This is a genomic window from Streptomyces sp. NPDC003635, assembly GCF_053587635.1.
In genome coordinates this window covers 57,669-78,749 of sequence record NZ_JBSFOK010000009.1, presented here as the reverse complement: position 1 = coordinate 78,749, position 21,081 = coordinate 57,669, and the positions used below count along the sequence as shown (strand labels likewise).

The 21,081-nt window shown below is 72.2% G+C and carries 13 protein-coding genes and 1 pseudogene; 8 read left to right on the top strand and 6 right to left on the bottom strand.

The window, feature by feature from the left end; genetic code table 11:
- Positions 1–3: 3 nt before the first annotated feature.
- Both ACWDRW_RS11525 and ACWDRW_RS11520 read left to right on the top strand, forming a co-directional pair.
- Positions 4–2,994 carry an SUKH-4 family immunity protein gene (locus ACWDRW_RS11525; protein ID WP_451722230.1) on the top strand — a complete coding sequence of 997 codons (2,991 nt, stop codon included), beginning with the start codon at positions 4–6 and terminating at the stop codon, positions 2,992–2,994.
- 220 nt (positions 2,995–3,214) lie between these two features.
- Positions 3,215–4,102, top strand: coding sequence for a cellulose-binding protein (locus ACWDRW_RS11520; RefSeq protein ID WP_451722228.1), 888 nt, complete (start codon positions 3,215–3,217; stop codon positions 4,100–4,102).
- A gap of 66 nt (positions 4,103–4,168) precedes the next feature.
- Here the strand turns inward: ACWDRW_RS11520 and ACWDRW_RS11515 are convergent, their stop codons facing one another.
- The 4 genes from ACWDRW_RS11515 to ACWDRW_RS11500 all read right to left on the bottom strand — a co-directional run bounded on the left by ACWDRW_RS11515 (position 4,169) and on the right by ACWDRW_RS11500 (position 8,429).
- Positions 4,169–5,782, bottom strand: coding sequence for a sodium/solute symporter (locus ACWDRW_RS11515; RefSeq protein ID WP_451722227.1), 1,614 nt, complete (start codon positions 5,780–5,782; stop codon positions 4,169–4,171).
- The gene (locus ACWDRW_RS11510; protein ID WP_451722226.1) at positions 5,779–6,204 is read right to left on the bottom strand and encodes a DUF485 domain-containing protein; all 426 of its coding nucleotides are present in this window, start codon (positions 6,202–6,204) and stop codon (positions 5,779–5,781) included. The genes ACWDRW_RS11515 and ACWDRW_RS11510 overlap by 4 nt, the downstream gene beginning before the upstream one ends.
- Positions 6,205–6,396: 192 nt before the next feature.
- Positions 6,397–6,894 (bottom strand): GNAT family N-acetyltransferase, encoded by a 498-nt coding sequence (locus ACWDRW_RS11505; RefSeq protein ID WP_451722225.1) that lies wholly within the window; start codon positions 6,892–6,894, stop codon positions 6,397–6,399.
- A gap of 20 nt (positions 6,895–6,914) precedes the next feature.
- Positions 6,915–8,429, bottom strand: a complete 1,515-nt coding sequence (locus ACWDRW_RS11500; protein ID WP_451722224.1) for an MFS transporter — start codon at positions 8,427–8,429, stop codon at positions 6,915–6,917.
- A 426-nt stretch (positions 8,430–8,855) separates the two neighbouring features.
- Here ACWDRW_RS11500 and ACWDRW_RS11495 point away from each other — a divergent pair, with 426 nt between their 5' ends.
- The 4 genes and pseudogenes from ACWDRW_RS11495 to ACWDRW_RS11480 all read left to right on the top strand — a co-directional run.
- Complete coding sequence (locus ACWDRW_RS11495) at positions 8,856–9,644, top strand: ABC transporter ATP-binding protein (RefSeq protein WP_451722223.1); 789 nt, start codon at positions 8,856–8,858, stop codon at positions 9,642–9,644.
- A complete protein-coding gene (locus ACWDRW_RS11490) occupies positions 9,641–12,220 on the top strand; it encodes an ABC transporter permease (RefSeq protein WP_451722222.1) in 2,580 nt (859 codons plus the stop codon). Before ACWDRW_RS11495 ends, ACWDRW_RS11490 begins: the two co-directional genes overlap by 4 nt.
- Before the next feature lie 348 nt (positions 12,221–12,568).
- A complete protein-coding gene (gene mfd / locus ACWDRW_RS11485) occupies positions 12,569–16,099 on the top strand; it encodes a transcription-repair coupling factor (protein WP_451722220.1) in 3,531 nt (1,176 codons plus the stop codon).
- A gap of 63 nt (positions 16,100–16,162) precedes the next feature.
- A pseudogene (locus tag ACWDRW_RS11480) lies at positions 16,163–17,014 on the top strand (NACHT domain-containing protein); the annotation flags it as partial.
- Positions 17,015–18,099: 1,085 nt separating this feature from the next.
- Here ACWDRW_RS11480 and ACWDRW_RS11475 read toward each other — a convergent pair.
- Positions 18,100–18,690, bottom strand: coding sequence for a TetR/AcrR family transcriptional regulator (locus ACWDRW_RS11475; protein WP_451722218.1), 591 nt, complete (start codon positions 18,688–18,690; stop codon positions 18,100–18,102).
- A 127-nt stretch (positions 18,691–18,817) separates the two neighbouring features.
- Here ACWDRW_RS11475 and ACWDRW_RS11470 point away from each other — a divergent pair, with 127 nt between their 5' ends.
- Positions 18,818–19,708: an SCO6745 family protein gene (locus tag ACWDRW_RS11470; RefSeq protein WP_451722217.1), complete on the top strand. Its 891-nt coding sequence runs from the start codon at positions 18,818–18,820 to the stop codon at positions 19,706–19,708.
- 216 nt (positions 19,709–19,924) lie between these two features.
- Here the strand turns inward: ACWDRW_RS11470 and ACWDRW_RS11465 are convergent, their stop codons facing one another.
- The gene (locus ACWDRW_RS11465) at positions 19,925–20,110 is read right to left on the bottom strand and encodes an antitoxin (RefSeq protein WP_451722215.1); all 186 of its coding nucleotides are present in this window, start codon (positions 20,108–20,110) and stop codon (positions 19,925–19,927) included.
- Positions 20,111–20,300: 190 nt separating this feature from the next.
- Between ACWDRW_RS11465 and ACWDRW_RS11460 the strand changes: the two genes are divergently transcribed.
- A complete protein-coding gene (locus tag ACWDRW_RS11460; protein ID WP_451722412.1) occupies positions 20,301–21,023 on the top strand; it encodes an HNH endonuclease family protein in 723 nt (240 codons plus the stop codon).
- Positions 21,024–21,081: the final 58 nt, after the last annotated feature.

Below are 21,081 nucleotides of genomic sequence, written 5' to 3'. Positions count from 1 at the left end.
GCGATGGTGACGTTCGCTCAGGCGCAGGAGCGCGCGGAGGAGTGGGTCAACGGCGATGTGCCGTCGTATCAGCATCGCGAGGTGCGGGTGCGGGAGTTCGAGCTCGGTTTCGTGGTGTGGGCCGAGGACCGGCCGGACGGGCCGCGTTCGGACGGTGGCGGGCAGCGGCTGGTCATCGCCCGGGACAGTGGCGAGGCGACGCTGTGGCCGTCGCTGCCGGTGGGCGAGGTGATCCGCCGGTACGAGGAGGAGTACGGCCTTCCCGACGCGGCGCCCGAACCGGCGCCGGCGGCTCCGGCGCGGGTGGATCTGAACCAGACGTCGTTCTTGCTGACGCCGCCGGAGTGGTTGCAGGAGGCGGCGGATCAGCTGGGGATTCCCGGGCGCCGGGGTGGGGACACCTCGGGGGGCGCGGCGGGTTCGGGCTCGGTGGGCTCTGCGGCGGGGGCGCTTCCGGAGACGCAGGCCGGGGTGCCGGGTTCGGGTGTCTCTGCTTCCGGTGCCGGCGCGGGTGCCGGTGCCGGTGTTGGGGCTGCGGCCGGTGGTGGTGCGCCGACTCCCGCGCCGGGGGCGCCTGTTGCCGGGGGGAACGCGGCTTGGCCGGACGCCGGCGGGAGTCGTGACGGTGGTGGTGCCGGGGTGCAGGAGGGCGCTGGGGCTTCCGTGGGGGCGCCCGGTGTCTCGGGTGCGCCGGGGGTTCCGGGGGCTCCGGCGGGGGCGACGCCGTGGGCCGGTACGGATACGAACGGGGACGCCGGTGACGACCGTTCCGTTCCGTTGCCCGCGACCGTGTTCGCGCCGCCGTTGAGCGAGGTCGACGACAGCACGCCGCCGCCTGCCGCGCCGGACGCGAAGACGGCGCTGATGTCGGGGGGCAGCCAGCTTCCGCGGACGACGGTCGCGCCGGCGCTCGGCGATCCGAACGCGCCGGGTGCGTCCGCCGGTACGCCGGCGTCCGGAGTGCCGGGCGCGCCTGGTGGGACGGCCACTCCGTCGCCCGGGGTTCCTGGTGCGCCGAGTGCGCCGGCTGCCCACGGGGTGCCGGGCGGTACGCCCGCGCCGGGTGTGTCGGCGTACGGGTATCCGCAGGGCGGCGCCGGTGGTGCGGGTGTGCCGGGCACGCCCCCTCCGGGTGCCCCTGTGCCGGGTGCCACGCCTCCGCCCGCGGGGGCAGGGCCTTCCTACGGTCACCCGGGCGGCCCGGGTGCCGCCGACGGGGCGCCGGGCGCGCCGGGTCGGCCGCTCGCGCCGAACGCCGGGGACATCGCCGACGCCGCGACGAGCAAGGCGGCGCCTCCGCCGCGTCGGGGCGGGGCGACCCCGCCGCCTCCGCCGGGCGCCCCGGGAGCGCCGGGCGCGCGACCGGGTGGTGCGACGCCGCCGCCCGCGCCGTCCGGGCCGGGCGCGCCGGGAACTCCGGCGGGCGGGTACGTGCCCACGCAACTGGTCTCGGCGCTCGGCCCCGACGGGCCCGAGGGGCCTGCCGGTCCGGGCGCCCCGACGCCCCCCGGCGCACCGACTCCGCCGGGCGCCCCCCAGCCGCCTGGTGCGCCGGGCGCGCCCGGCGGCACGCCTCCGGGCGGTGTCCACCATGCCGCGACGATGCTGGCGGACCCGAGCCAGCTGGGAGGCGCGCCGCAGCCTCCGGGCGCGCCTGGAATGCCTGGCGCCCCGGGCGTACCGAACCCGCCTGGCGCACCACACCCTCCGGGCGCACCTGGCGCTCCCGGCGCGCCGCAGCCCCCTGGCGCCCCGGGTGCCCCGGGCGCGCCCGGGGTTCCCGGTGGGAGGCGCGGTGCCGTGCACCACGCGGAGACCGTGCTGTCCGCGCCCCCGGTGGGCGGCCCCGGCACGCCTGCGCCACCGCACGCCCCGGGCGCACCCGGTGTTCCGGGCGCCCCCGGTACGGCGCCGGGCGCTCCCCAGCCGCCGATGCCGCCCGGCGCGATGCCGCCGCCCGGGCAGCCGATGCCCGGTCAGCAGCCTCCGGCGTACGGCTATCCGCAGCAGCCCACCGGTCTGCCGACCGTGGGCCCGGGCTACCAGGCCGTGCTGCGCTACCGCGCGCAGGACGGGTCGGAGCAGCAGCTGATCCGGCGTTCGGCGCCGGGCACGCCCCACCCGGAGTGGCAGATCTTCCACGAGCTGCGCGCCATGAACGTGCCGCCGGACCAGGTCCTGGAGCTGCACACCGAGCTGGAGTCGTGCGAGCTGCCGGGCGCCTACTGCGCGCGGATGATCCGGGAGCAGTGGCCGCAGGCGCGGATCGCGAGCATCGCGCCGTACGGCACGGACCACGCGAGCCGGCAGCAGGGCATGAGCCAGCTGCTGGCGCACCAGGGTGAGCTGCACCAGGTGGCGGACGGGCCCGCTCGGCCCGCGCCGGTGCGGGCGCCGCTGCCGCAGGTGCAGCCCGCGCCGCCGCTGCCGCCGGAGGGGATCGCTCAGGAGCTGGCGGGGGCGTTCGGGCCGGGGATCTTCCGGTTCGAGCAGGCCGCGGTGTCCCGGCAGGGCGTTCCGCCGGTCGTGGCGCACTCGTTGGTCGCGGCGGGGCTGCCGATGGACATGGGCCCCTTCTTCTGGGCGCAGGCCCAGCCGGGGCGGCCGGTGCCGACGCTGGCGGAGCTGGCGGCCGAGCGCGGGGTGCAGCCGGCCCCGGACGCGGGGTCGTACCTGGTGATGGGCAGCGACTTCGGCCGGGCGATCTGTGTGCAGTACGGGACGGCGAACATCGTCGCCGTACCGGTGGAGGCCGGTCCGGGTGGTGCTCCGGTGCCGCCGCAGTTCGTGAACACCGGGCTGCCCGAGTTCCAGCGCTGCCTGGCGCTGCTCGGCCGGATGTGGCGGCTCAGGTTCGGGCTGAACCAGGAGCAGGCGGGTCGCTGGACCGTCGACTTCCAGGCCCAGCTGGCCTCCCTGGACCCGGCGGCGCTCGGTTCGGCGGAGAGCTGGTGGTCGGTCCTGCTGGAGCAGATGTGGGACGGACTGCTGTGACGCACCGCCGCTGAGCGGCGGGCACGCACGCGTGGAGCCGGGTTCGGTCAGGTGACCGGGCCCGGCTTCTGCGTGCGCGGACCGGGCCTCCTGGGTACCGCCGAAGAGTGGCGCGCGTGACCTTGGCCCGGAGTGTCGCGTTATGAACCTTTCTTCTCGATCCATCAAGATGTCCGCGAAATCATGATTGTGCGTCCGTCTGATGGAGAGGGGTTCCCGCATGAGCGGCACACCGGTCCCGCCCTACGGCTTCACGGCCGTACGAGGGCGTGGCTACCGTCCCGAACAGGTCGACGCGTACGCCGCCGCACTCTCCCAGGACCGCGACGCCGCCTGGGAGCGCGCCGCCCGGCTGACCGTGCTCGCCAAGGAGATGGAGGCGGAGGCGGTTCGGCTGCGCGAGACCGTGGCGGGGCTCGCGCCGCAGACGTACGACGCGCTCGGGGAGCGCGCGCGGCGCATCTTCCAGCTGGGCGTCGAGGAGGCGGCCGCCCTGCGCGAGGGCGCCCGCCAGGAGGCGCGGCGGCTCGCGGAGGAGGCGCAGGCGCACGCGGACCACGTGCGCGACGCGGCACAGGCGCACGCCGACGAGGTACGGGCCGAGGTGGAGGAACGCGCCCGCCAGCGCCTGCTCGCGGCGCGCGCCGAGGCGGACGAGATCCGGATCGCGGCCCGCCGTGAGGTCAAGGAGAGCCGGGGCGAGGCGCTCGCCGCCCTGCGCGAGATGCGCCAGCGCACCACGGGCATGCTCGCCGAACAGGCCAAGGAGCTCGCCGAGCGGTGGGAGGGGTTCGAGCGGGAGGCCGAGGCGCGCGCGATCGCCGCCGAGGCTCGGCACACCGAACAGGTAGCCCGCGCGGAGGCCGCGCTCTCGGACGCCAAGCAGGCACTGGCCGACGCCGAGGGGGCCGCGCGGCGGCGCCAGGAGGAGGCACGGGCGCGGGCCGCGGAGGTGATCGCCGGGGCGCGCGTGCACGAGGAACGGATCGCGCGCGAGACCGAGCGCGTGCTGCGCGAGCACGGGGAGCGCTGGGACGACGTACGCGCCCATATGGACCACGTGCGCAACAGTCTCATCACCCTGACGGGGCGGGCGGCGGCGGAGTAGGCCGAGCAGACGACGCAATGGTGGCGGGGGCGTGCCCGAGCGCCGGGCGCGCCCCTTCGACGTTCCTCACCCCCGTCGCCGTACCGCCCCCGCCAGGATCCACCCCTCCACGGCCTCGTACTGACGACGCTGCTCCTCCGCCTTGTGGCGGCCCGACGCCACGGTGCCGAGCCAGCCGAACAGGAACCCGGCCGGGACGGAGACCAGAGCGGTCGTGGTGAACGGGAACCAGTTGAAGTCCGCCTCGGGGAAGGCGGAGAAGGGCGACCCGGAGACCAGATTGGTGCCCGGCATCAGCAGCAGCACCACCAGCGTGCCGCCGATGAGCGTGCCGAGCAGGCCCGTTCGGGTGTAGCGGCGCCAGAAGAGGCTGTAGACGAGGGCGGGCGCGATGGCCGAGGCGCCGATGCACACCGACAGCGTCACCAGGGGCTGGAGGCTGCGGTGCTGGACCATCGTGGCCAGCAGGATCGTCGGCACCCCCACCGCCAGCGCGCACAGCCGCGCCAGCATCATCTCGCGGCGGCCCGACAGCTCCCGCAGCCGTGTGGCGAACACGTCGTGGGCGAGGGAGTTGGCGCAGGCGAGGATCATTCCGGCGACCGAGGCGAGCACGGTGAGGAAGATCGCCGTGGTGACCGTCGTGAACAGGAAGGTCTCCGCCGTGGACACCTCGGCCCCGAACGCGGCCCGCGAGCCGAGCAGATAGGCGGTGTTGCCCTGCGGGTCGGCCTCGGCGATCACCGACCGCCCGATCAGCGCGGTCGCGCCGAAGCCGACGACGGTGATGACCAGCACGAACAGCACCACCGTCGAGACCGCCCAGGACATGGAGCGGCGCACCTGGCGGGCGCTGGCGGCGGTGTAGGTGCGCATGGTGACGTGCGGCAGCACGGCACCGCCGAGGACGACGGCGAGCTGCGAGCTGACCATGTCCAGGCCACCGTGGGGGCCGCCCGAGAACTGGAGGCCGGAGTTGAGGAAGGCGGAGCCCACCCCGCTGTGTTCGGCGGCCGCGTCGAACAGGGCGCCCGGGTCCCAGTCGAACCGGCTGAGCACCAGTGCGGCGACGACGGCGCCCGAGCCGAGCAGCATGACCATCTTCAGGATCTGGATGAGCGCGGTGCCCTTCATGCCGCCGATCGCCGCGTAGCTGATCATCAGCGCGCCGAGCCCGATGATGCAGCCCGTCTTCAGGGAGTCGCTGGAGAAGCCGAGCAGGAACGCCATCAGCTGGCCGGTGCCGGCCAGTTGGACGAGCATCAGCGGCAGCAGCGCGGCGATCGTCACGGCGCAGGCCGCGATCCGCACGCCGCGGCCGGGCATCCGGCGGGCGAGCGCGTCGCCCATGGTGAACCGGCCGGCGTTGCGCAGGGGTTCGGCCAGCAGGAACATCAGCAGCATCAGCGACAGGGCGGTACTGAGGGCGAGGACGACGCCGTCGTAGCCGTACAGGGCGATGACGCCGGTCGTGCCGAGCACCGTCGCGGCGGATATGTAGTCGCCGCCTATGGCCAGGCCGTTGCGCATGGGGGACAGGGACCCGTAGCCGGTGTAGAACTCGTCCAGGTCGTCCCGGTCGGGGCCGGTCATCACGCACAGCAGCAGGGTGATCGTGACGACGGCGGAGAACGCCACCAGGGACATGGTCTGGGTGTCGCCGCTGAACTGGGAGGTCATCGGCCCACCGCTTCCCCGCGCCGGGCGTCCACCTCGGCCTGCCGGCGGATGCGGTCCGCGAGCGGGTCGACGTAACGGCGCGCGGTGTGCTCGTACAGGGCGATCGCCAGCCAGGTCACGGGGAGCTGGACCAGAGCGAGGAGCAGCCCGGTGGGCAGACCGCTGGTGACCGTGCTCGTCATGAAGGACGGCGCGGCGGCCGACAGGACGAGGAACAGCACGAAGTAGCCGAGCGCGGTGAGCGTGGCGGTGCGCCGCTGCCAGCGGTAGGCGCTGCGCAGGATCCGCAGATCGCTGTGGTGCCCGAGCGGGGGATGGCGTGGTGCGCGGTGCGGGGGCGGTTCGGCGGGCGCGGGTGGCTGCCAGGGGTAGGTGAACGGATCGTGGGCGGACGGATGGTGGGGGGACGGATGGTGCGACATCCCGTGCTCCTTGCATGGCGGCTCGGGTCCGGTGGCGGACCGCAGGGAGGTGGGGGGCGGTTGAGCGGGTGACGCACGTTACTTGTTGGTAGCCACCTGCGCGAGGGTTTCGGCGAACTGAGTGGTCGGTATGCGCTTACTTTCGTTCCGCCCGCTCTGACCTCGGGTGTTACCCCCGTTAACTCCGACTTTTCACAGCTGTGGAGAGGGCGCCAGCGCGCGGTGAAAGGCGATGCCCGGGCGTCCGCCGACGACGAGTTCACCCGTCGGCGCGAAGGCGTTGCGCTCCAGGACGGTCCGCGAGGCGTGGTTGTCCAGCGTCGTGCGCGCGGTGAGGGCCGTGAGACCGTACGCCGTGGCCGCCAGCCGGCACATCTCCCCGACGGCCGCCGTCGCCACGCCCCTGCCCGCCGCGCTCTCCCCCACGCGGTAGCCGAGCTCCGCGCAGCCGTCCTCGACGTCCACGAGGTTGATACGGCCGATCAGCCGGTCCTCGTCGTCGAACAGGACGTGGAAATGGCAGAGGCCGGTGGCCTGCTCGGCCAGCCGGTCGGCGTGCAGGGCGGCGAAGTCCGCGAAGTAGTCGTCCCCGCGGTCCGGGATCGACCGGGCGAAGTACGCGCGGTTCTCCCGCTCGAACGCGAGCAGCACGCGCGCGTGGTCGTCCCGCAGCCGTTCCAGCCTCACCATGGGGCACAGGGTAGGCGGGCTCAGTCCGCCAGCACCGGGAATTTCCGCGGCGCCAGGAACAGCAGCACCAGGAACGCCAGCGCCGCCGCGCAGGCCGCGCCGAGGTACACCGCGTGCACCGCGTCCGCGATGGCGTGCCGGGTCGCCTCCGTCGCCGTACCGGAGTCCGCCGTACCGGAGTCGAGGGCGCGCGTGACCGAGTCCAGGTCGCCCGCCCCGCCGAGACGTGCCGCGAGCACGCCGTTGGCGATGGCGCCGAACACCGCGGCGCCCATGGTCTGCCCGGTCTGCCGGCAGAACAGCACCGATGCCGTGGTGGTCCCGCGCTCCGACCAGCCAACCGTCGACTGCACGCCCACGATCAGCGGGAGCTGGAAGAGCCCGAGCGCCCCGCCGAGCAGCAGCATCAGCAGCGCCGGCTGCCACGCCTGCCCCGGGTACGGCAGGAAGGGGAAGGCGAACAGGATCAGCGCCGCCATTCCCATGCCGAGCATCGCGGTGTCACGGAAGCCGATCCTGCGGTACACGTGCTGGCTGAACGCGGCCGACACCGGCCAGCTGAGCGTCCACACGGACAGCACGAATCCGGCGGCCACGGGACCGAGGCCCAGGACGGACTGGGCGTAGGTGGGCAGGAAGACGGTCGGGGCGACCATCAGCAGGCCCAGCGCGCCGAGTGCGAGGTTCACCGCGGCGATCGTGCGGCGGCGCCACACCCAGCCCGGGATGATCGGCTCCGCCGCCCGGCGCTCCACCAGCACCACGACTGCCGCGAGAGCGAGTCCCGCGCTCAACAGGGCGATCGAGGGCGCGGACAGCCAGGGCCAGGCCACCCCGCCCTGCACCAGCGCCGTCAGCAGGACGCCGCCGCAGGCGAACACCGCGAGGGCGCCCGCCCAGTCGACGCTCCCGCGCGTGGGAGGCGTTTCCCGCTCCGGCTCGTGCAGATGACGCACGATCAGCCACAACGCCACCGCCCCGACCGGCAGGTTGACCAGGAAGATCCACCGCCAGTCCGCGTACGCCGCCAGCAGGCCGCCCACACCGGGCCCCGCGACCGCGGACAGCGCCCACACCGTGGACAGCTTGGACTGGATCCTGGGGCGCTCCTTCAGCGGGTACAGGTCGGCGGCGAGCGTCTGCACCGTGCCCTGGAGCGCGCCGCCGCCGAGGCCCTGCACGATCCGGAAGGCGATCAGCGCCCCCATGTTCCACGCGAGAGCGCACAGCAGCGAGCCCAGCAGGAACACCGCCGCGCCCGCCACCAGCACCGGCTTGCGCCCGAAGGTGTCGGAGAGCTTGCCGTAGACGGGGAGTGTGACCGTCACGGCCAGCAGATAGCCGGAGAAGAGCCAGGAGAAGTAGGAGAAGCCGCCGAGGTCCCCGACGATCTGCGGGACCGCGGTGGAGACGATCGTGGAGTCCAGCGCGGCCAGCGCCATCGACAGCATCAGGGCGGCGACGACGGCACCGCGGTGCCCGGTCCCGGTGTGCTGTGCGGAGTCGCGGGTCGCAGGTCTCGTATCGCCGCCCACCGGATGCCTTCCCCTTGCACCTATCTGCCGCCCGACAGCATCCCACTTGAACCTCACGTGGTGGCAGGGATGAGGCTTCGGGAGGAGGCGACCCCGAGACGGACTCCGCCGAAAGGTGCACTGCCCCTAGGGGTACCTCCGTACCAGGGGTCGGGGAGGGTTCGTACCGGCGGAGGACGAGACGGCCCAGGTGCCGTCCTTAACCTGGCTTTACGCCGCTGGGGGGCGGTCAACCGGCCTCACGGGGGTGGGGTTTTCCCCCGCAAAAGACTGCGCTGGGCACCAGCGCGCCGAGACCCCCGCCGAGGCCAGACTCAACGTCGTACCGCTTCGAACGAACAGCTGAGCACGACCACCCGCTGACCGAGCACGACACCAGCTGGTGACCGAACACGATCATCTGCTGACCGAAATAGGAGATATGCCATGACATCGGCCGTGACCATTCCCAGGCACGGGGGCACTGGAGGGCGTACGGCCGTTGCCGCGCGGGCGCGGCAGGTCGTCAAGGCGTACGGGTCCGGGGAGACCCGGGTCGTCGCCCTGGACCATGTGGACGTGGACATCGCGCGCGGGCAGTTCACCGCGATCATGGGCCCCTCGGGCTCCGGCAAGTCCACTCTCATGCACTGCCTCGCCGGTCTCGACACCGTCACCGGCGGACAGATCTACCTGGACGAGACCGAGATCACCGGCCTGAAGGACAAGAAGCTCACCCAACTGCGCCGGGACCGGATCGGGTTCATCTTCCAGGCGTTCAACCTGCTGCCGACGCTGAACGCGCTCGAGAACATCACGCTGCCCATGGACATCGCCGGCCGCAAGCCGGACAGGCAGTGGCTCTCCCGCGTGGTGGACACCGTCGGGCTTTCGGACCGACTCAAGCACCGCCCCACCCAGCTCTCCGGCGGCCAGCAGCAGCGCGTCGCCGTGGCCCGCGCCCTGGCGGCCCGGCCGGAGATCATCTTCGGTGACGAGCCGACCGGAAACCTCGACTCCCGCGCGGGCGCCGAAGTACTGGGCTTCCTGCGCCGTTCGGTCGACGAGCTCGGGCAGACCATCGTGATGGTCACCCACGACCCGGTCGCCGCCTCCTACGCGGACCGCGTGCTGTACCTCGCCGACGGACGCATCGTCGATGAGATGTACAAGCCGACCGCCGAGGCCGTCCTGGACCGCATGAAGGACTTCGACGCCCGGGGGCGTACGTCATGACCGTTCTGAGAACCTCGATGCGCAACTTCTTCGCGCACAAGGGGCGCATGGCCCTCTCGGCCGTGGCCGTGCTGCTGTCGGTCGCCTTCGTCTGCGGCACGCTGGTGTTCACCGACACCATGAGCACGACCTTCGACAAGCTCTTCGCCGCCACCTCCGCCGATGTGACGGTGAGCTCGAAGGCGGCCTCCGACACCGGCGAGACCACCGACGACACCGGCAAGCCGCCGGTCATGCCGGCCTCGGTGGTGGCGACGGTGAAGGGCGCGCCGGGCGTGAAGTCGGCGGAAGGGACCGTCTTCTCGACCGCGGTGACCGTCGTCGACGGCGACAAGGACAACCTCTCGCCCTCCAGCGGCGCCCCGACCATCGTCGGCAACTGGAACAGCAACGACGCCCGCACCATGAAGATCACCTCCGGTACGGCGCCCAAGGGGCCCGACCAGGTCATGGTGGACGCGGACACCGTCGACAAGCACGACCTGGAGCTCGGTGACGAGATCGGCGTGATCAGCGTGGTCGGCACGCACACGGCGAAGATCTCGGGCATCGCCGAGTTCGAGGTCACCAACCCCGGTGCGGCGATCTTCTTCCTGGACACGAAGACCGCCCAGCGGACGCTGGTGGGCGAGCCGGACGTCTACACGAACGTCAACGTCACGGCGGCGAGCGGGGTCACCGACGCCCAGCTGAAGAAGAACGTGCTCGCCGCGACCGGCGGCGACTACAAGGTGCTGACGGCCAAGGAGAGCGCCGACGCCAACCAGAAGGACGTCGCGAGCTTCATGAACGTCATGAAGTACGCGATGCTCGGCTTCGCCGGAATCGCCTTCCTCGTCGGCATCTTCCTGATCATCAACACCTTCTCCATGCTGGTCGCCCAGCGCACCCGGGAGATCGGCCTGATGCGGGCCATCGGCTCCAGCCGGAAGCAGGTCAACCGGTCGGTGCTCGTGGAGGCGCTGCTCCTCGGCGTCGTCGGCTCGCTGCTGGGCGTCGGCGCGGGCGTCGGTCTCGCCATCGGCCTGATGAAGCTCATGGGCTCCATGGGCATGGAGCTGTCCACCTCCGACCTGACGATCGTCTGGACCACCCCGGCCATCGGCCTGGTGCTGGGCGTGGTCGTCACCGTCCTCGCCGCCTATCTGCCGGCCCGCCGCGCGGGCAAGGTCTCCCCGATGGCCGCCCTGCGCGACGCGGGCGCCCCGGCGGACGCCAGGGCGGGCGTGGTGCGGGCCGTGCTGGGCACGCTGCTCACGGCGGGCGGCGGCTACGGCCTCTACCTGGCCGCGTCGGCGGACAAGGCCAAGGAGGGCTCGCTCTGGCTCGGCCTCGGCATCGTGCTCTCCCTGATCGGCTTCGTCGTCATCGGCCCGCTGCTCGCCTCCGGCGTGGTGCGCGTCCTGGGCGCCCTGATCCTTCGGATCTTCGGCCCCGTGGGCCGCATGGCCGAGCGCAACGCGCTGCGCAACCCGCGCCGCACGGGCGCCACGGGCGCCGCCCTGATGATCGGCCTCGCGCTGGTCGCCTGTCTGTCGGTCGTCGGCTCCTCCATGGTCGCCTCGGCCACGGACCAGCTCGACCAGACCGTCGGCACGGACTTCATCATCCAGTCCGACAGCGGGCAGCTGGTCACCCCGGAGGCGGTCGCGGCGGTCAAGGCGACGCCGGGTCTCGACCATGTCACCGAGTACAAGATCGCCGAGGCGGACTACACCACGCCCGACGGCAAGACGCTCAAGGACACCGACATCACGGCCGCCGATCCCACCTACGCGCGGGACCTGCGCACCAAGACGGTCGCGGGCGACCTCGCCGACGCCTACAAGCCCGACTCGATGTCCGTCCACGAGAAGTTCGCCAAGGACCACGGCATCAAGCTCGGCTCGAAGATCGAGGTCGCCTTCAAGGGCGGCGAGACGGCCGAGCTGACGGTCCGGGCCATCACCAGCAGTGACGTCGTCATCGACGCGGGCTCCAAGTACATCTCGATCGCCACGCTCGCCAAGTACGTGCCGGCCGACAGGATGCCGCTGGACCAGCTGGTCTTCGCCTCGGCCAAGGACGGGCAGCAGGCCGCGGCGTACAAGGCGCTCAAGGCGGAGCTGCACGACTACCCGCAGTACACCGTGCGCGACCAGACCGACTACAAGGAGGCGCTGAAGGACCAGATCGGCCAGCTCCTGAACATGATCTACGGCCTGCTCGCCCTCGCGATCATCGTCGCGATCCTGGGCGTGGTGAACACCCTCGCCCTGTCGGTGGTGGAGCGGACCCGGGAGATCGGCCTGATGCGCGCCATCGGCCTCTCACGGCGGCAGCTGCGCCGCATGATCCGCATGGAGTCGGTGGTCATCGCCCTCTTCGGCGCCCTGCTCGGCCTGGGGCTCGGCATGGGCTGGGGCGCGACCGCCCAGCAGCTGCTCGCCCTGGAGGGCCTGAAGGTCCTGGAGATCCCCTGGGTCACCATCGGCGGCGTCTTCATCGGCTCGGCCTTCGTGGGCCTGTTCGCCGCACTGATCCCGGCGTTCCGGGCGGGCCGGATGAACGTCCTGAACGCCATCGCGACGGAGTAGGTACGGCCGTACAGCCACCGCACACGGGGGTTGCGGGGGATCCGGCGCCGGGAAGCCTTGGGGGGCTTCCCGGCGCCGGGGTGTTTGTCGTATGTCAGCCCGTCCGGCGTTCGAGGACGAGGCCGTCCAGGCCGAAGGGGGGTCTGGGGGCGCAGCCCTCAGGGCTGGGACGGGTCGGCGGGGGCGACAACATCGCGGCGCCCGCCCCCGCGACACGGCGCCAAGACAACCCAGCGTTGTCCACAGCCCCCGCGCCTGTCGGCGCCCCGTCGTACGCTGGAGACCCCCGGCCCGTGCGACGAGTCGGGCCCTTCGCGATGCCCGCCCCCCGGACGAAAGCCGCCCCGAATGAGCCTGCACGGTCTGCTCGACGCCGTCGTCAAGGACGCCGCCCTCGCGGAAGCGATCACCGCGGCCGCCGACGGCAACCGCATGCACGTCGACCTCGTCGGCCCCCCGGCGGCCCGCCCCTTCGCGATCGCCGCCCTGGCCCGCGAGGCCTCCCGCCCCGTGCTCGCGGTGACGGCCACCGGCCGGGAGGCCGAGGACCTGGCGGCCGCCCTGCGCTCCCTCCTCCCCCCGGAGGGCGTCGTGGAGTACCCCTCGTGGGAGACCCTCCCGCACGAGCGCCTCAGCCCCCGCAGCGACACCGTCGGCCGCCGCCTCGCCGTCCTGCGCCGCCTCGCCCACCCCCGCCCCGACGACCCCGAGACCGGCCCGGTCTCCGTCGTCGTCGCGCCGGTCCGCTCGGTCCTCCAGCCCCAGGTCAAGGGCCTGGGCGACCTCGAGCCGGTCGCCCTGCGCACCGGCGAGACCGCCGACCTGAACGAGATCGTCGAGGCCCTCGCCGCCGCCGCGTACTCCCGCGTCGAGCTGGTCGAGAAGCGCGGCGAGTTCGCCGTACGAGGCGGCATCCTCGACGTGTTCCCGCCCACCGAGGAACACCCCCTGCGCATCGAGTTCTGGGGCGACGACGTCGAGGAGATCCGCTACTTCAAGGTCGCCGACCAGCGCTCCCTGGAGGTCGCCGAGCACGGCCTGTGGGCGCCGCCCTGCCGGGAGCTGCTGCTCACCGAGGACGTCCGCGCACGCGCGCGTGCCCTCGCCGAACAACACCCGGAGCTCGGCGAGCTGCTCGGCAAGATCGCCGAGGGGATCGCCGTGGAGGGGATGGAGTCCCTGGCGCCGGTCCTGGTCGACGACATGGAGCTGCTGCTCGACGTCCTGCCCAAGGGCGCGATGGCACTCGTGTGCGATCCGGAGCGGGTCCGCACGCGTGCCGCCGATCTCGTCGCCACCTCGCAGGAGTTCCTCCAGGCGTCCTGGGCCGCCACCGCGGGCGGCGGCGAGGCGCCCATCGACGTCGGCGCGGCCTCCCTGTGGTCCATCGCGGACGTCCGTGACCGCGCGCGCGAGCTGGACATGATGTGGTGGTCGGTGTCGCCGTTCGCGGCCGATCTCGAACTGGAGGCGGACACCCTCCAGCTCGGCATGCACGCGCCCGAGACCTACCGCGGCGACACCGCGAAGGCGCTCGCCGACACCAAGGGCTGGTTGGCGGACGGCTGGCGCACGGTGTTCGTGACCGAGGCGCACGGCCCGGCGGCCCGCACCGTCGAGGTGCTCGGCGGCGAGGGCATCGCCGCCCGCCTGGACGCGGACCTCGCGGCCCTGAGCCCGTCGGTCGTGCACGTGGCGTGCGGCTCCATCGACTACGGCTTCGTCGACCCGGTGCTCAAGCTCGCCGTGCTGACCGAGACCGACCTGTCCGGCCAGAAGGCGGCCGGCAAGGACGGCGCCCGCATGCCCGCGCGGCGCCGCAAGACCATCGACCCGCTGACCCTCGAATCCGGCGACTACATCGTCCACGAGCAGCACGGCGTCGGCCGCTACATCGAGATGGTCCAGCGCACGGTCCAGGGCGCCACGCGCGAGTACCTGGTCGTCGAGTACGCCCCCGCCAAGCGCGGGCAGCCCGGGGACCGGCTCTACATCCCCACCGACCAGCTGGAGCAGATCACCAAGTACGTCGGCGGCGAGGCGCCCACGCTGCACCGGCTGGGCGGCGCGGACTGGACGAAGACGAAGGCGCGCGCGAAGAAGGCCGTCAAGGAGATCGCGGCCGACCTGATCAAGCTGTACAGCGCGCGGATGGCGGCCCCCGGCCACACCTTCGCACCCGACACCCCCTGGCAGCGCGAGCTGGAGGACGCGTTCCCCTACGCGGAGACCCCGGACCAGCTCACCACCATCGCCGAGGTCAAGGAGGACATGGAGAAGTCGGTCCCGATGGACCGCCTGATCTGCGGAGACGTCGGCTACGGCAAGACGGAGATCGCGGTCCGGGCCGCCTTCAAGGCCGTACAGGACGGCAAGCAGGTGGCGGTGCTGGTGCCGACGACGCTGCTGGTGCAGCAGCACTTCGGGACGTTCTCCGAGCGGTACTCCCAGTTCCCGGTCAACGTGCGCGCGCTCAGCCGCTTCCAGACCGACACCGAGGCGAAGGCGGTCCTGGAGGGCCTTCGCGAGGGCTCCGTGGACGTCGTCATCGGCACCCACCGGCTGTTCTCCTCGGAGACGAAGTTCAAGGACCTCGGCCTGGTCATCGTCGACGAGGAGCAGCGCTTCGGCGTCGAGCACAAGGAGCAGCTGAAGAAGCTGCGCGCCAACGTGGACGTCCTGACGATGTCGGCGACGCCGATCCCGAGGACCCTGGAGATGGCGGTGACGGGCATCCGCGAGATGTCCACGATCACCACGCCCCCGGAGGAGCGGCACCCGGTGCTGACCTTCGTCGGCCCGTACGAGGAGAGGCAGATCGGCGCGGCGATCCGCCGTGAACTCCTGCGCGAGGGTCAGGTCTTCTACATCCACAACCGGGTCGAGTCGATCGACCGCGCGGCCGCGAGACTCCGCGAGATCGTCCCCGAGGCGCGGATCGCCACGGCCCACGGCCAGATGTCGGAGACGACGCTGGAGCAGGTGGTGGTGGACTTCTGGGAGAAGAAGTTCGACGTCCTGGTGTCGACGACGATCGTCGAGTCCGGCATCGACATCTCCAACGCCAACACGCTGATCGTGGAGCGCGGCGACAACTTCGGCCTCTCCCAGCTGCACCAGCTGCGCGGCCGGGTGGGCCGAGGCCGGGAACGGGGCTACGCCTACTTCCTGTACCCGCCGGAGAAGCCGCTGACGGAGACGGCCCACGAGCGCCTCGCCACGATCGCCCAGCACACGGAGATGGGCGCGGGCATGTACGTGGCGATGAAGGACCTGGAGATCCGCGGCGCGGGCAACCTCCTGGGCGGCGAGCAGTCCGGCCACATCGCGGGCGTCGGCTTCGATCTTTACGTCCGTATGGTCGGCGAGGCGGTCGCGGACTACCGCGCCTCGCTCGAAGGCGGCGTGGAGGAGGAGCCGCCGCTGGAGGTCAAGATCGAGCTCCCGGTCGACGCGCACGTCCCGCACGACTACGCGCCGGGCGAGCGGCTCAGGTTGCAGGCCTACCGTTCGATCGCCTCCGCCAACACGGAGGAGGACATCAAGGCCGTACGCGAGGAACTCGTCGACCGCTACGGCAAGTTGCCCGAGCCGGTGGAGAACCTCCTGCTGGTGGCGGGCCTGCGCATGCTGGCACGCGCGTGCGGCGTCGGTGAGATCGTCCTCCAGGGCAACAACATCCGCTTCGCGCCGGTGGAGTTGCGCGAGTCGCAGGAACTGAGGCTCAAGCGGCTGTACCCCGGGACGGTCATCAAGCCGGCGGTCCACCAGCTCCTGGTGCCCCGGCCGAAGACGGCGAAGGTGGGCGGCAAGCCACTGGTCGGGCGGGAACTGCTGGGCTGGGTCGGGGAGTTCCTGGCGTCGATTCTGGGGGCGTAGGGCGTGCGGGGCCGCTCCTCCGGCAAGATGTCGGCGGTGTGAGCCGGGGGACGGGGGCGGTCGATGGCACGTCGGTGGACACTGGGGCTCGGGGGCGGTGTGCTGCTCGCGGCCGGGCTCCTGTGGGCGCTGTCGGCCAAGGACGGCGCGCTGGAACTGTCCGAGCGCACCGACCTTATGGCGATGGCGTGCGCGGTCATCGGGCTGGTCGGCATGTTCGCCACGTTCTGGCGGCCGCGCGGCGCCGGCGAGGACGTCGCCGCGGCGGTGGCCCGGCTGGCGCATGCGGTGCGCGAGGTGGGCGAGCCGCAGTGGCGGCAGAGCCTCGGCGGCGACCTCACACCGATCGACGTGACCTTCCGCTTCCGCCCCCAGGCGAGCGCCCGGGCCGCGGTCCTCCCGGCCGCCCCGGCGCTCCAACTGGCCAAGGTCGTCGAGGATTTCCGGGAGATCAGACCGAGCCGTCTGGTCATCACGGGAGAGCCGGGTGCCGGCAAGACGGTGCTGGCGCGCAAGCTCGTCATGGAACTCAACCGGGTGCGCACCGAGCAGGAGCCGGTACCGGTGATGATCGCGCTCGCCGACTGGGACGAGGACGAGGCGCTGGCCGAGTGGATCGCCCGCCACCTGGAGCGCGACTACGGCGTCTCCCGGTCCGTGGCGCGCCAGGTGCTGCGCGCCCGCATGGTGCTGCCGGTGCTGGACGGCCTGGACGAGATGGACGCGGCCACGGCTCCGGCGCACCGGCACCGGGCCATGGCCGCGCTGGAGGCCCTGGACCGCTACCAGGACGGCACCGACGCGGCTCCGCTGGTCCTGACCTGTCGTACGGACGAGTACGACGCCTTCGAGGCAGAGGGAAGGCACATCCTCGACTCGGCCCGCATCGAGATCGACCCGGTCACCCCGGAACGGGCCCATCTGTTCCTGTCCCAACGCGGAGCCGCCCGCAGGCCGGCCCCCTGGCAGCCGGTACTGGACCGCTTGTCGGCCGACCCGACGGGAGTGCTGGCCCAGTCCCTGTCCACACCATGGCGGCTCACGCTGGCGGCGACGGTGTACGAACCGCACGGGGACCCGGCCGAGTTGCTCACGACGACGACTTCGGACGGCGTGGCCGATCTCTTGCTGGCGCGGTATGTCGCTGCGGCGACGCGGGCGGTGGGTGGGCGCTACGAGAGCGATGACGTGCATCGGTGGCTCGCTGTGCTGGCACGGTATCTAGGGGTTGGCAGTGCTGCCGAGACGGACTTGGCCCTGCAGGATCTCGGGCGACGGCTGCGCCGACAGCAACTCGCGGTGGTGTGGTGGGGCTTGGCGCTTTCGCTGTTCCTGGCGAGTTCGGCTGTCTATGCCGCCGCGGAGGGATTCAACGCCGTTCTCGTGGCGGGGCTCATCCCCCTTGTCGTAGTGCTGTCGCGGTACCGGCTGGCCATGGAGGGTCGGACGCTTGGGATCCCGTCGTTCGGCAGCCCTTTGTGGCGACTGGGCTTCCGGCTCATGCTGCGCAGTCCGCGGAGCGCTGACTGGTTCCCGCTGCTGATCGTGGCCGGTCTGTTGGTGTTCGTGTGGGCGGGAACCACGGAGCCGCAGTACGGGAGCGAATGGCACGTGACCGCCGTGGCCGCCGTAGCTGTGGTGCTCTGGCTTCTCCAGGAGGCAGGCGAGTGGGTGGAGACCGCGGCAAGTGGGCCCACCAGCGTTTTACGCCACGCGATTCTCGGCGGGGCCTTTCTCACGATGCTCGCCGCACTGGTGATGCTGTGCATGGGCTTGTCGGCCGCGCCTGTCGCCTTCGCGCTCGTGGTCGTCTTCATGAGCCAGCACGGCGGACAGATCGGCTATGCCACCTTCGTCCTGTGGAACTGCCGCCGCCTCCCCCTCCGGCTCGCCCGCTTCCTGGACTGGTGCGTGACCGCAGGCCTCGGGCGCTGCCTATCAGTTCCGGCACCGCGAGTTCCAGGAGTGGTTGGTGCGGAATCCGGCTCCGTGAGTACGGCTCAGGGTTCCCGTCGGAACAGCATCGCCGCCAGCGTCCGGAACACCTCCTCGGGGTCCCGGTCGCCCACGGGACCGTCCAGGTTGTGGCCCAGGAGCAGCGTGGCGAAGCCGTGGGCCAGCGACCAGGCGGCGACTCCGGCCAGGCGGGGGTCGAGGCCGAGTTCGTCGGGGCGTACGGTCGCGACGGCTCCGCGCAGGGCGTCGCCGGCCAGGGCGCGGGCGGTGGTGAGCTCCAGGTCGTCGGCGCGCAGCAGGTCGGGCGAGAACATCACCTGGAAGTGCGCCGGGTGCTCGCGGGCGAAGCGTACGTAGCGCACGCCCGCGTCCTTCAGGTCCGAGGCCTCTGTGAGGGCGGCCGCCAGAAGCCCGAAGCCCTCCGCGGCGATCGACGTCAGCAGGCCCGTGCGGTCCTTGAAATGGTGCGCGGGCGCCGCGTGCGAGACGCCGGCGCGGCGGGCCAGATCGCGCAGGCTCAGCCCGGACGGCCCGTCGACGGCGATGGCGTCGAGCGCGGCGGTGACGATGGCGCGCCGCAGATCGCCGTGGTGGTACGGGCGTTCGGCGGACTTCTTGGCCGGAGCGGGGGTCATGCTCAGCAGCGTACGCGGAATCTAGGCATTGACAAGTTCGCGCGGCCCAGGCAATCTTGTCAGTGTCAAGTTGCGAGGCCGGAGCAGGCTCCGCCCTTCACGGCCTGAGGTGACAGGGGGAATCGGCATGTCGATGTACGAGGAGAGTGCGGGCGGAATCGAACCGACCCGCGTCCGTCAGCTCTGGCATCTGCTGGAGCCGCTGCACGCGGTGCTGTACTACGCGCCGGAGGTCTTCGAGGAGGCCGCCGCGCTCGGGTACGGCACGAAGGAGCGCTGGCCGGGCTACTTCCCGCTGCGCGCGGCGCCGTTGGGCGCGGTCGGCAGCGAGCGGGTGGCCTCCGCCTTCTACAGCTTCAGCCCGCGCATGGTCGCCGAGCACATCGACCCGGCATGGCGGACCGCGCGTGCCGAGGACGTACTGGCGGCGAGACTGCGCGGCATGGACCGGGCCTACCGCGCGATATTCGGCGACCGTACCGACAGTGCGGAGCTGGCGGAGGCCGCCGCCCTCGCCCGGCGCGCGGCCGAGTCGGCGAACACGGCGGGCCGTCCGCTCGCCGCGGCCAACGCCGAACTGGCCTGGCCCGAACCGCCCCACCTCCAGCTGTGGCACGCGGCGACGATCCTGCGCGAGCACCGCGGAGACGGACACCTGGCCGCCCTGCTCGTGGCTGGCCTCGACCCGGTCGAGTCGCTCGTCTCCTTCGCCGCGATCGGCGCCGCCTCCGTCGAGCGCTTCGAGAGCCGCGGCTGGAGCGCGGGGGAGTGGGCGGCGGCTCGCGAACGCCTGGTAGCGCGCGGGCTGTTGGAGGCGGACGGCACGGCGACGGAGGCGGGCCGCGACCTGCGCCGTGGCGTGGAGGAGCACACCGACCGCCTCGCCGCCGACCCCTGGCGCGCCCTCACACCCCAGGACCTCGACCGGCTCACCCACCTGCTGGGCGAGTTCTGGGTCACGGTGATCTCCTCGGGGCTGCTGCCCTCGGAGACGACGCTGGGGATAGGCAAGGTCTGAGCTCCCGACGGGACCTCGTCCGAGCGCCGACGGGACGTTGCGCGAGCGAGGCGCTGCAGGGGGCAGGACCCGCCACTTGGGCAAACGAAGCCGCCCGCGGGTGGTGGGTCTCCGCGGACGGCCTCTGTTCCCAGGATGGTTCAGGGGGCCCGGCCGGTGCGGCCCAGAAGGGGTGGGCCGCGTGACGGGCCTCAGGACCTCCGTCGGTCTCGGGCCTTATGGCCGGTCGGGCCGGTCACGGTCCATGCCGAGCGCGCCCTCGGTCCTCTGCTGCGCGTCGTCGACCTGGCTCTCGTACTTGTTGCCCGTCCTCTCGTTGACCTTCCTTTCCGCGGTGTCGGACATGTCCTTGCTCTTGTCCTGCATTCCGCGGTGGCTCTTGAACCTGTCGAAGATGCCCATCCAGAGCTCCTTCCGAGGCGACTCAGGATCGACGATACGCCCGCTGTGCGTGTAATGCGCATTTTCAGCCGATGTGGTCTGGACCTCTCGGCCGCTACCGTGGGACGAGGGAAAACGGCACGCAGGGGAGGGGCGCATCGTGACGCGTCGGAGGGGCGGGACGGCGGTCTGCGCCGCGGTGCTCGGCACGATGCTCGTACTCACGGGCTGCGACGACATGGGCGACCTGCCCCTGGACGACGCCGCCTCGGGCGCCGCCCCGGAGGCAGGGGAGGGCCGGGCCGTCAGCCCCCTGGACAACCCCGACGGCACCGAGCCGGGCCTGGCGGCCATCACCTCGGACGCCGACCGGGCCGAGGCGCGGGCCCTGATCGAGAAGGTGGCGACGAAGGGCCGCGGCCCCAGGACCGGATACGACCGGGACGAGTTCGGCTACGCCTGGATGGACTCCGCGCCGGGCGGCATCCCCTACGCCCGCAACGGCTGCGACACCCGCAACGACCTCCTGCGCCGGGACGGCGAGGACCTGCGCTTCCGGTCCGGCTCGGACTGCGTCGTCATGGCGATGCGGCTGCACGACCCGTACACGGGCCGGACCATCGACTGGGCCAAGTCCCGCGCCACGGAGGTCCAGATCGACCACGTCATGCCGCTCTCCTACGACTGGCAGATGGGCGCCTCCCGCTGGAGCGAGGGAAAGCGCCAGGACATCGCCAACGACCCGCTCAACCTGATGCCGGTCGACGGGCCGACCAACAGCTCCAAGGGCGATTCGGGGCCCGCCTCCTGGCTCCCCCCGAACAAGCGGATCCGCTGCTCCTACGCGGTGCGTTTCGCGCAGGTCTCCTTGAAGTACGAACTGCCCGTGACGCCGCCGGACAAGCAGATGATGCTGCGCCAGTGCGGTGGCTGAACCCGGCGTGAACGGCCCGGCGCGAACGGGCCGGTCTGAACCGGCCGGCGTGCACCGG

Coding starts and splice junctions, on each gene's coding strand:
- ACWDRW_RS11525 (WP_451722230.1), top strand. CDS start 4: ATGGTGACGTTCGCTCAGGCGCAGGAGCGCGCGGAGGAGTGGGTCAAC.
- ACWDRW_RS11520 (WP_451722228.1), top strand. CDS start 3,215: ATGAGCGGCACACCGGTCCCGCCCTACGGCTTCACGGCCGTACGAGGG.
- ACWDRW_RS11515 (WP_451722227.1), bottom strand. CDS start 5,782: ATGACCTCCCAGTTCAGCGGCGACACCCAGACCATGTCCCTGGTGGCG.
- ACWDRW_RS11510 (WP_451722226.1), bottom strand. CDS start 6,204: ATGTCGCACCATCCGTCCCCCCACCATCCGTCCGCCCACGATCCGTTC.
- ACWDRW_RS11505 (WP_451722225.1), bottom strand. CDS start 6,894: ATGGTGAGGCTGGAACGGCTGCGGGACGACCACGCGCGCGTGCTGCTC.
- ACWDRW_RS11495 (WP_451722223.1), top strand. CDS start 8,856: ATGACATCGGCCGTGACCATTCCCAGGCACGGGGGCACTGGAGGGCGT.
- ACWDRW_RS11490 (WP_451722222.1), top strand. CDS start 9,641: ATGACCGTTCTGAGAACCTCGATGCGCAACTTCTTCGCGCACAAGGGG.
- mfd (WP_451722220.1), top strand. CDS start 12,569: ATGAGCCTGCACGGTCTGCTCGACGCCGTCGTCAAGGACGCCGCCCTC.
- ACWDRW_RS11475 (WP_451722218.1), bottom strand. CDS start 18,690: ATGACCCCCGCTCCGGCCAAGAAGTCCGCCGAACGCCCGTACCACCAC.
- ACWDRW_RS11470 (WP_451722217.1), top strand. CDS start 18,818: ATGTCGATGTACGAGGAGAGTGCGGGCGGAATCGAACCGACCCGCGTC.
- ACWDRW_RS11465 (WP_451722215.1), bottom strand. CDS start 20,110: ATGGGCATCTTCGACAGGTTCAAGAGCCACCGCGGAATGCAGGACAAG.
- ACWDRW_RS11460 (WP_451722412.1), top strand. CDS start 20,301: ATGCTCGTACTCACGGGCTGCGACGACATGGGCGACCTGCCCCTGGAC.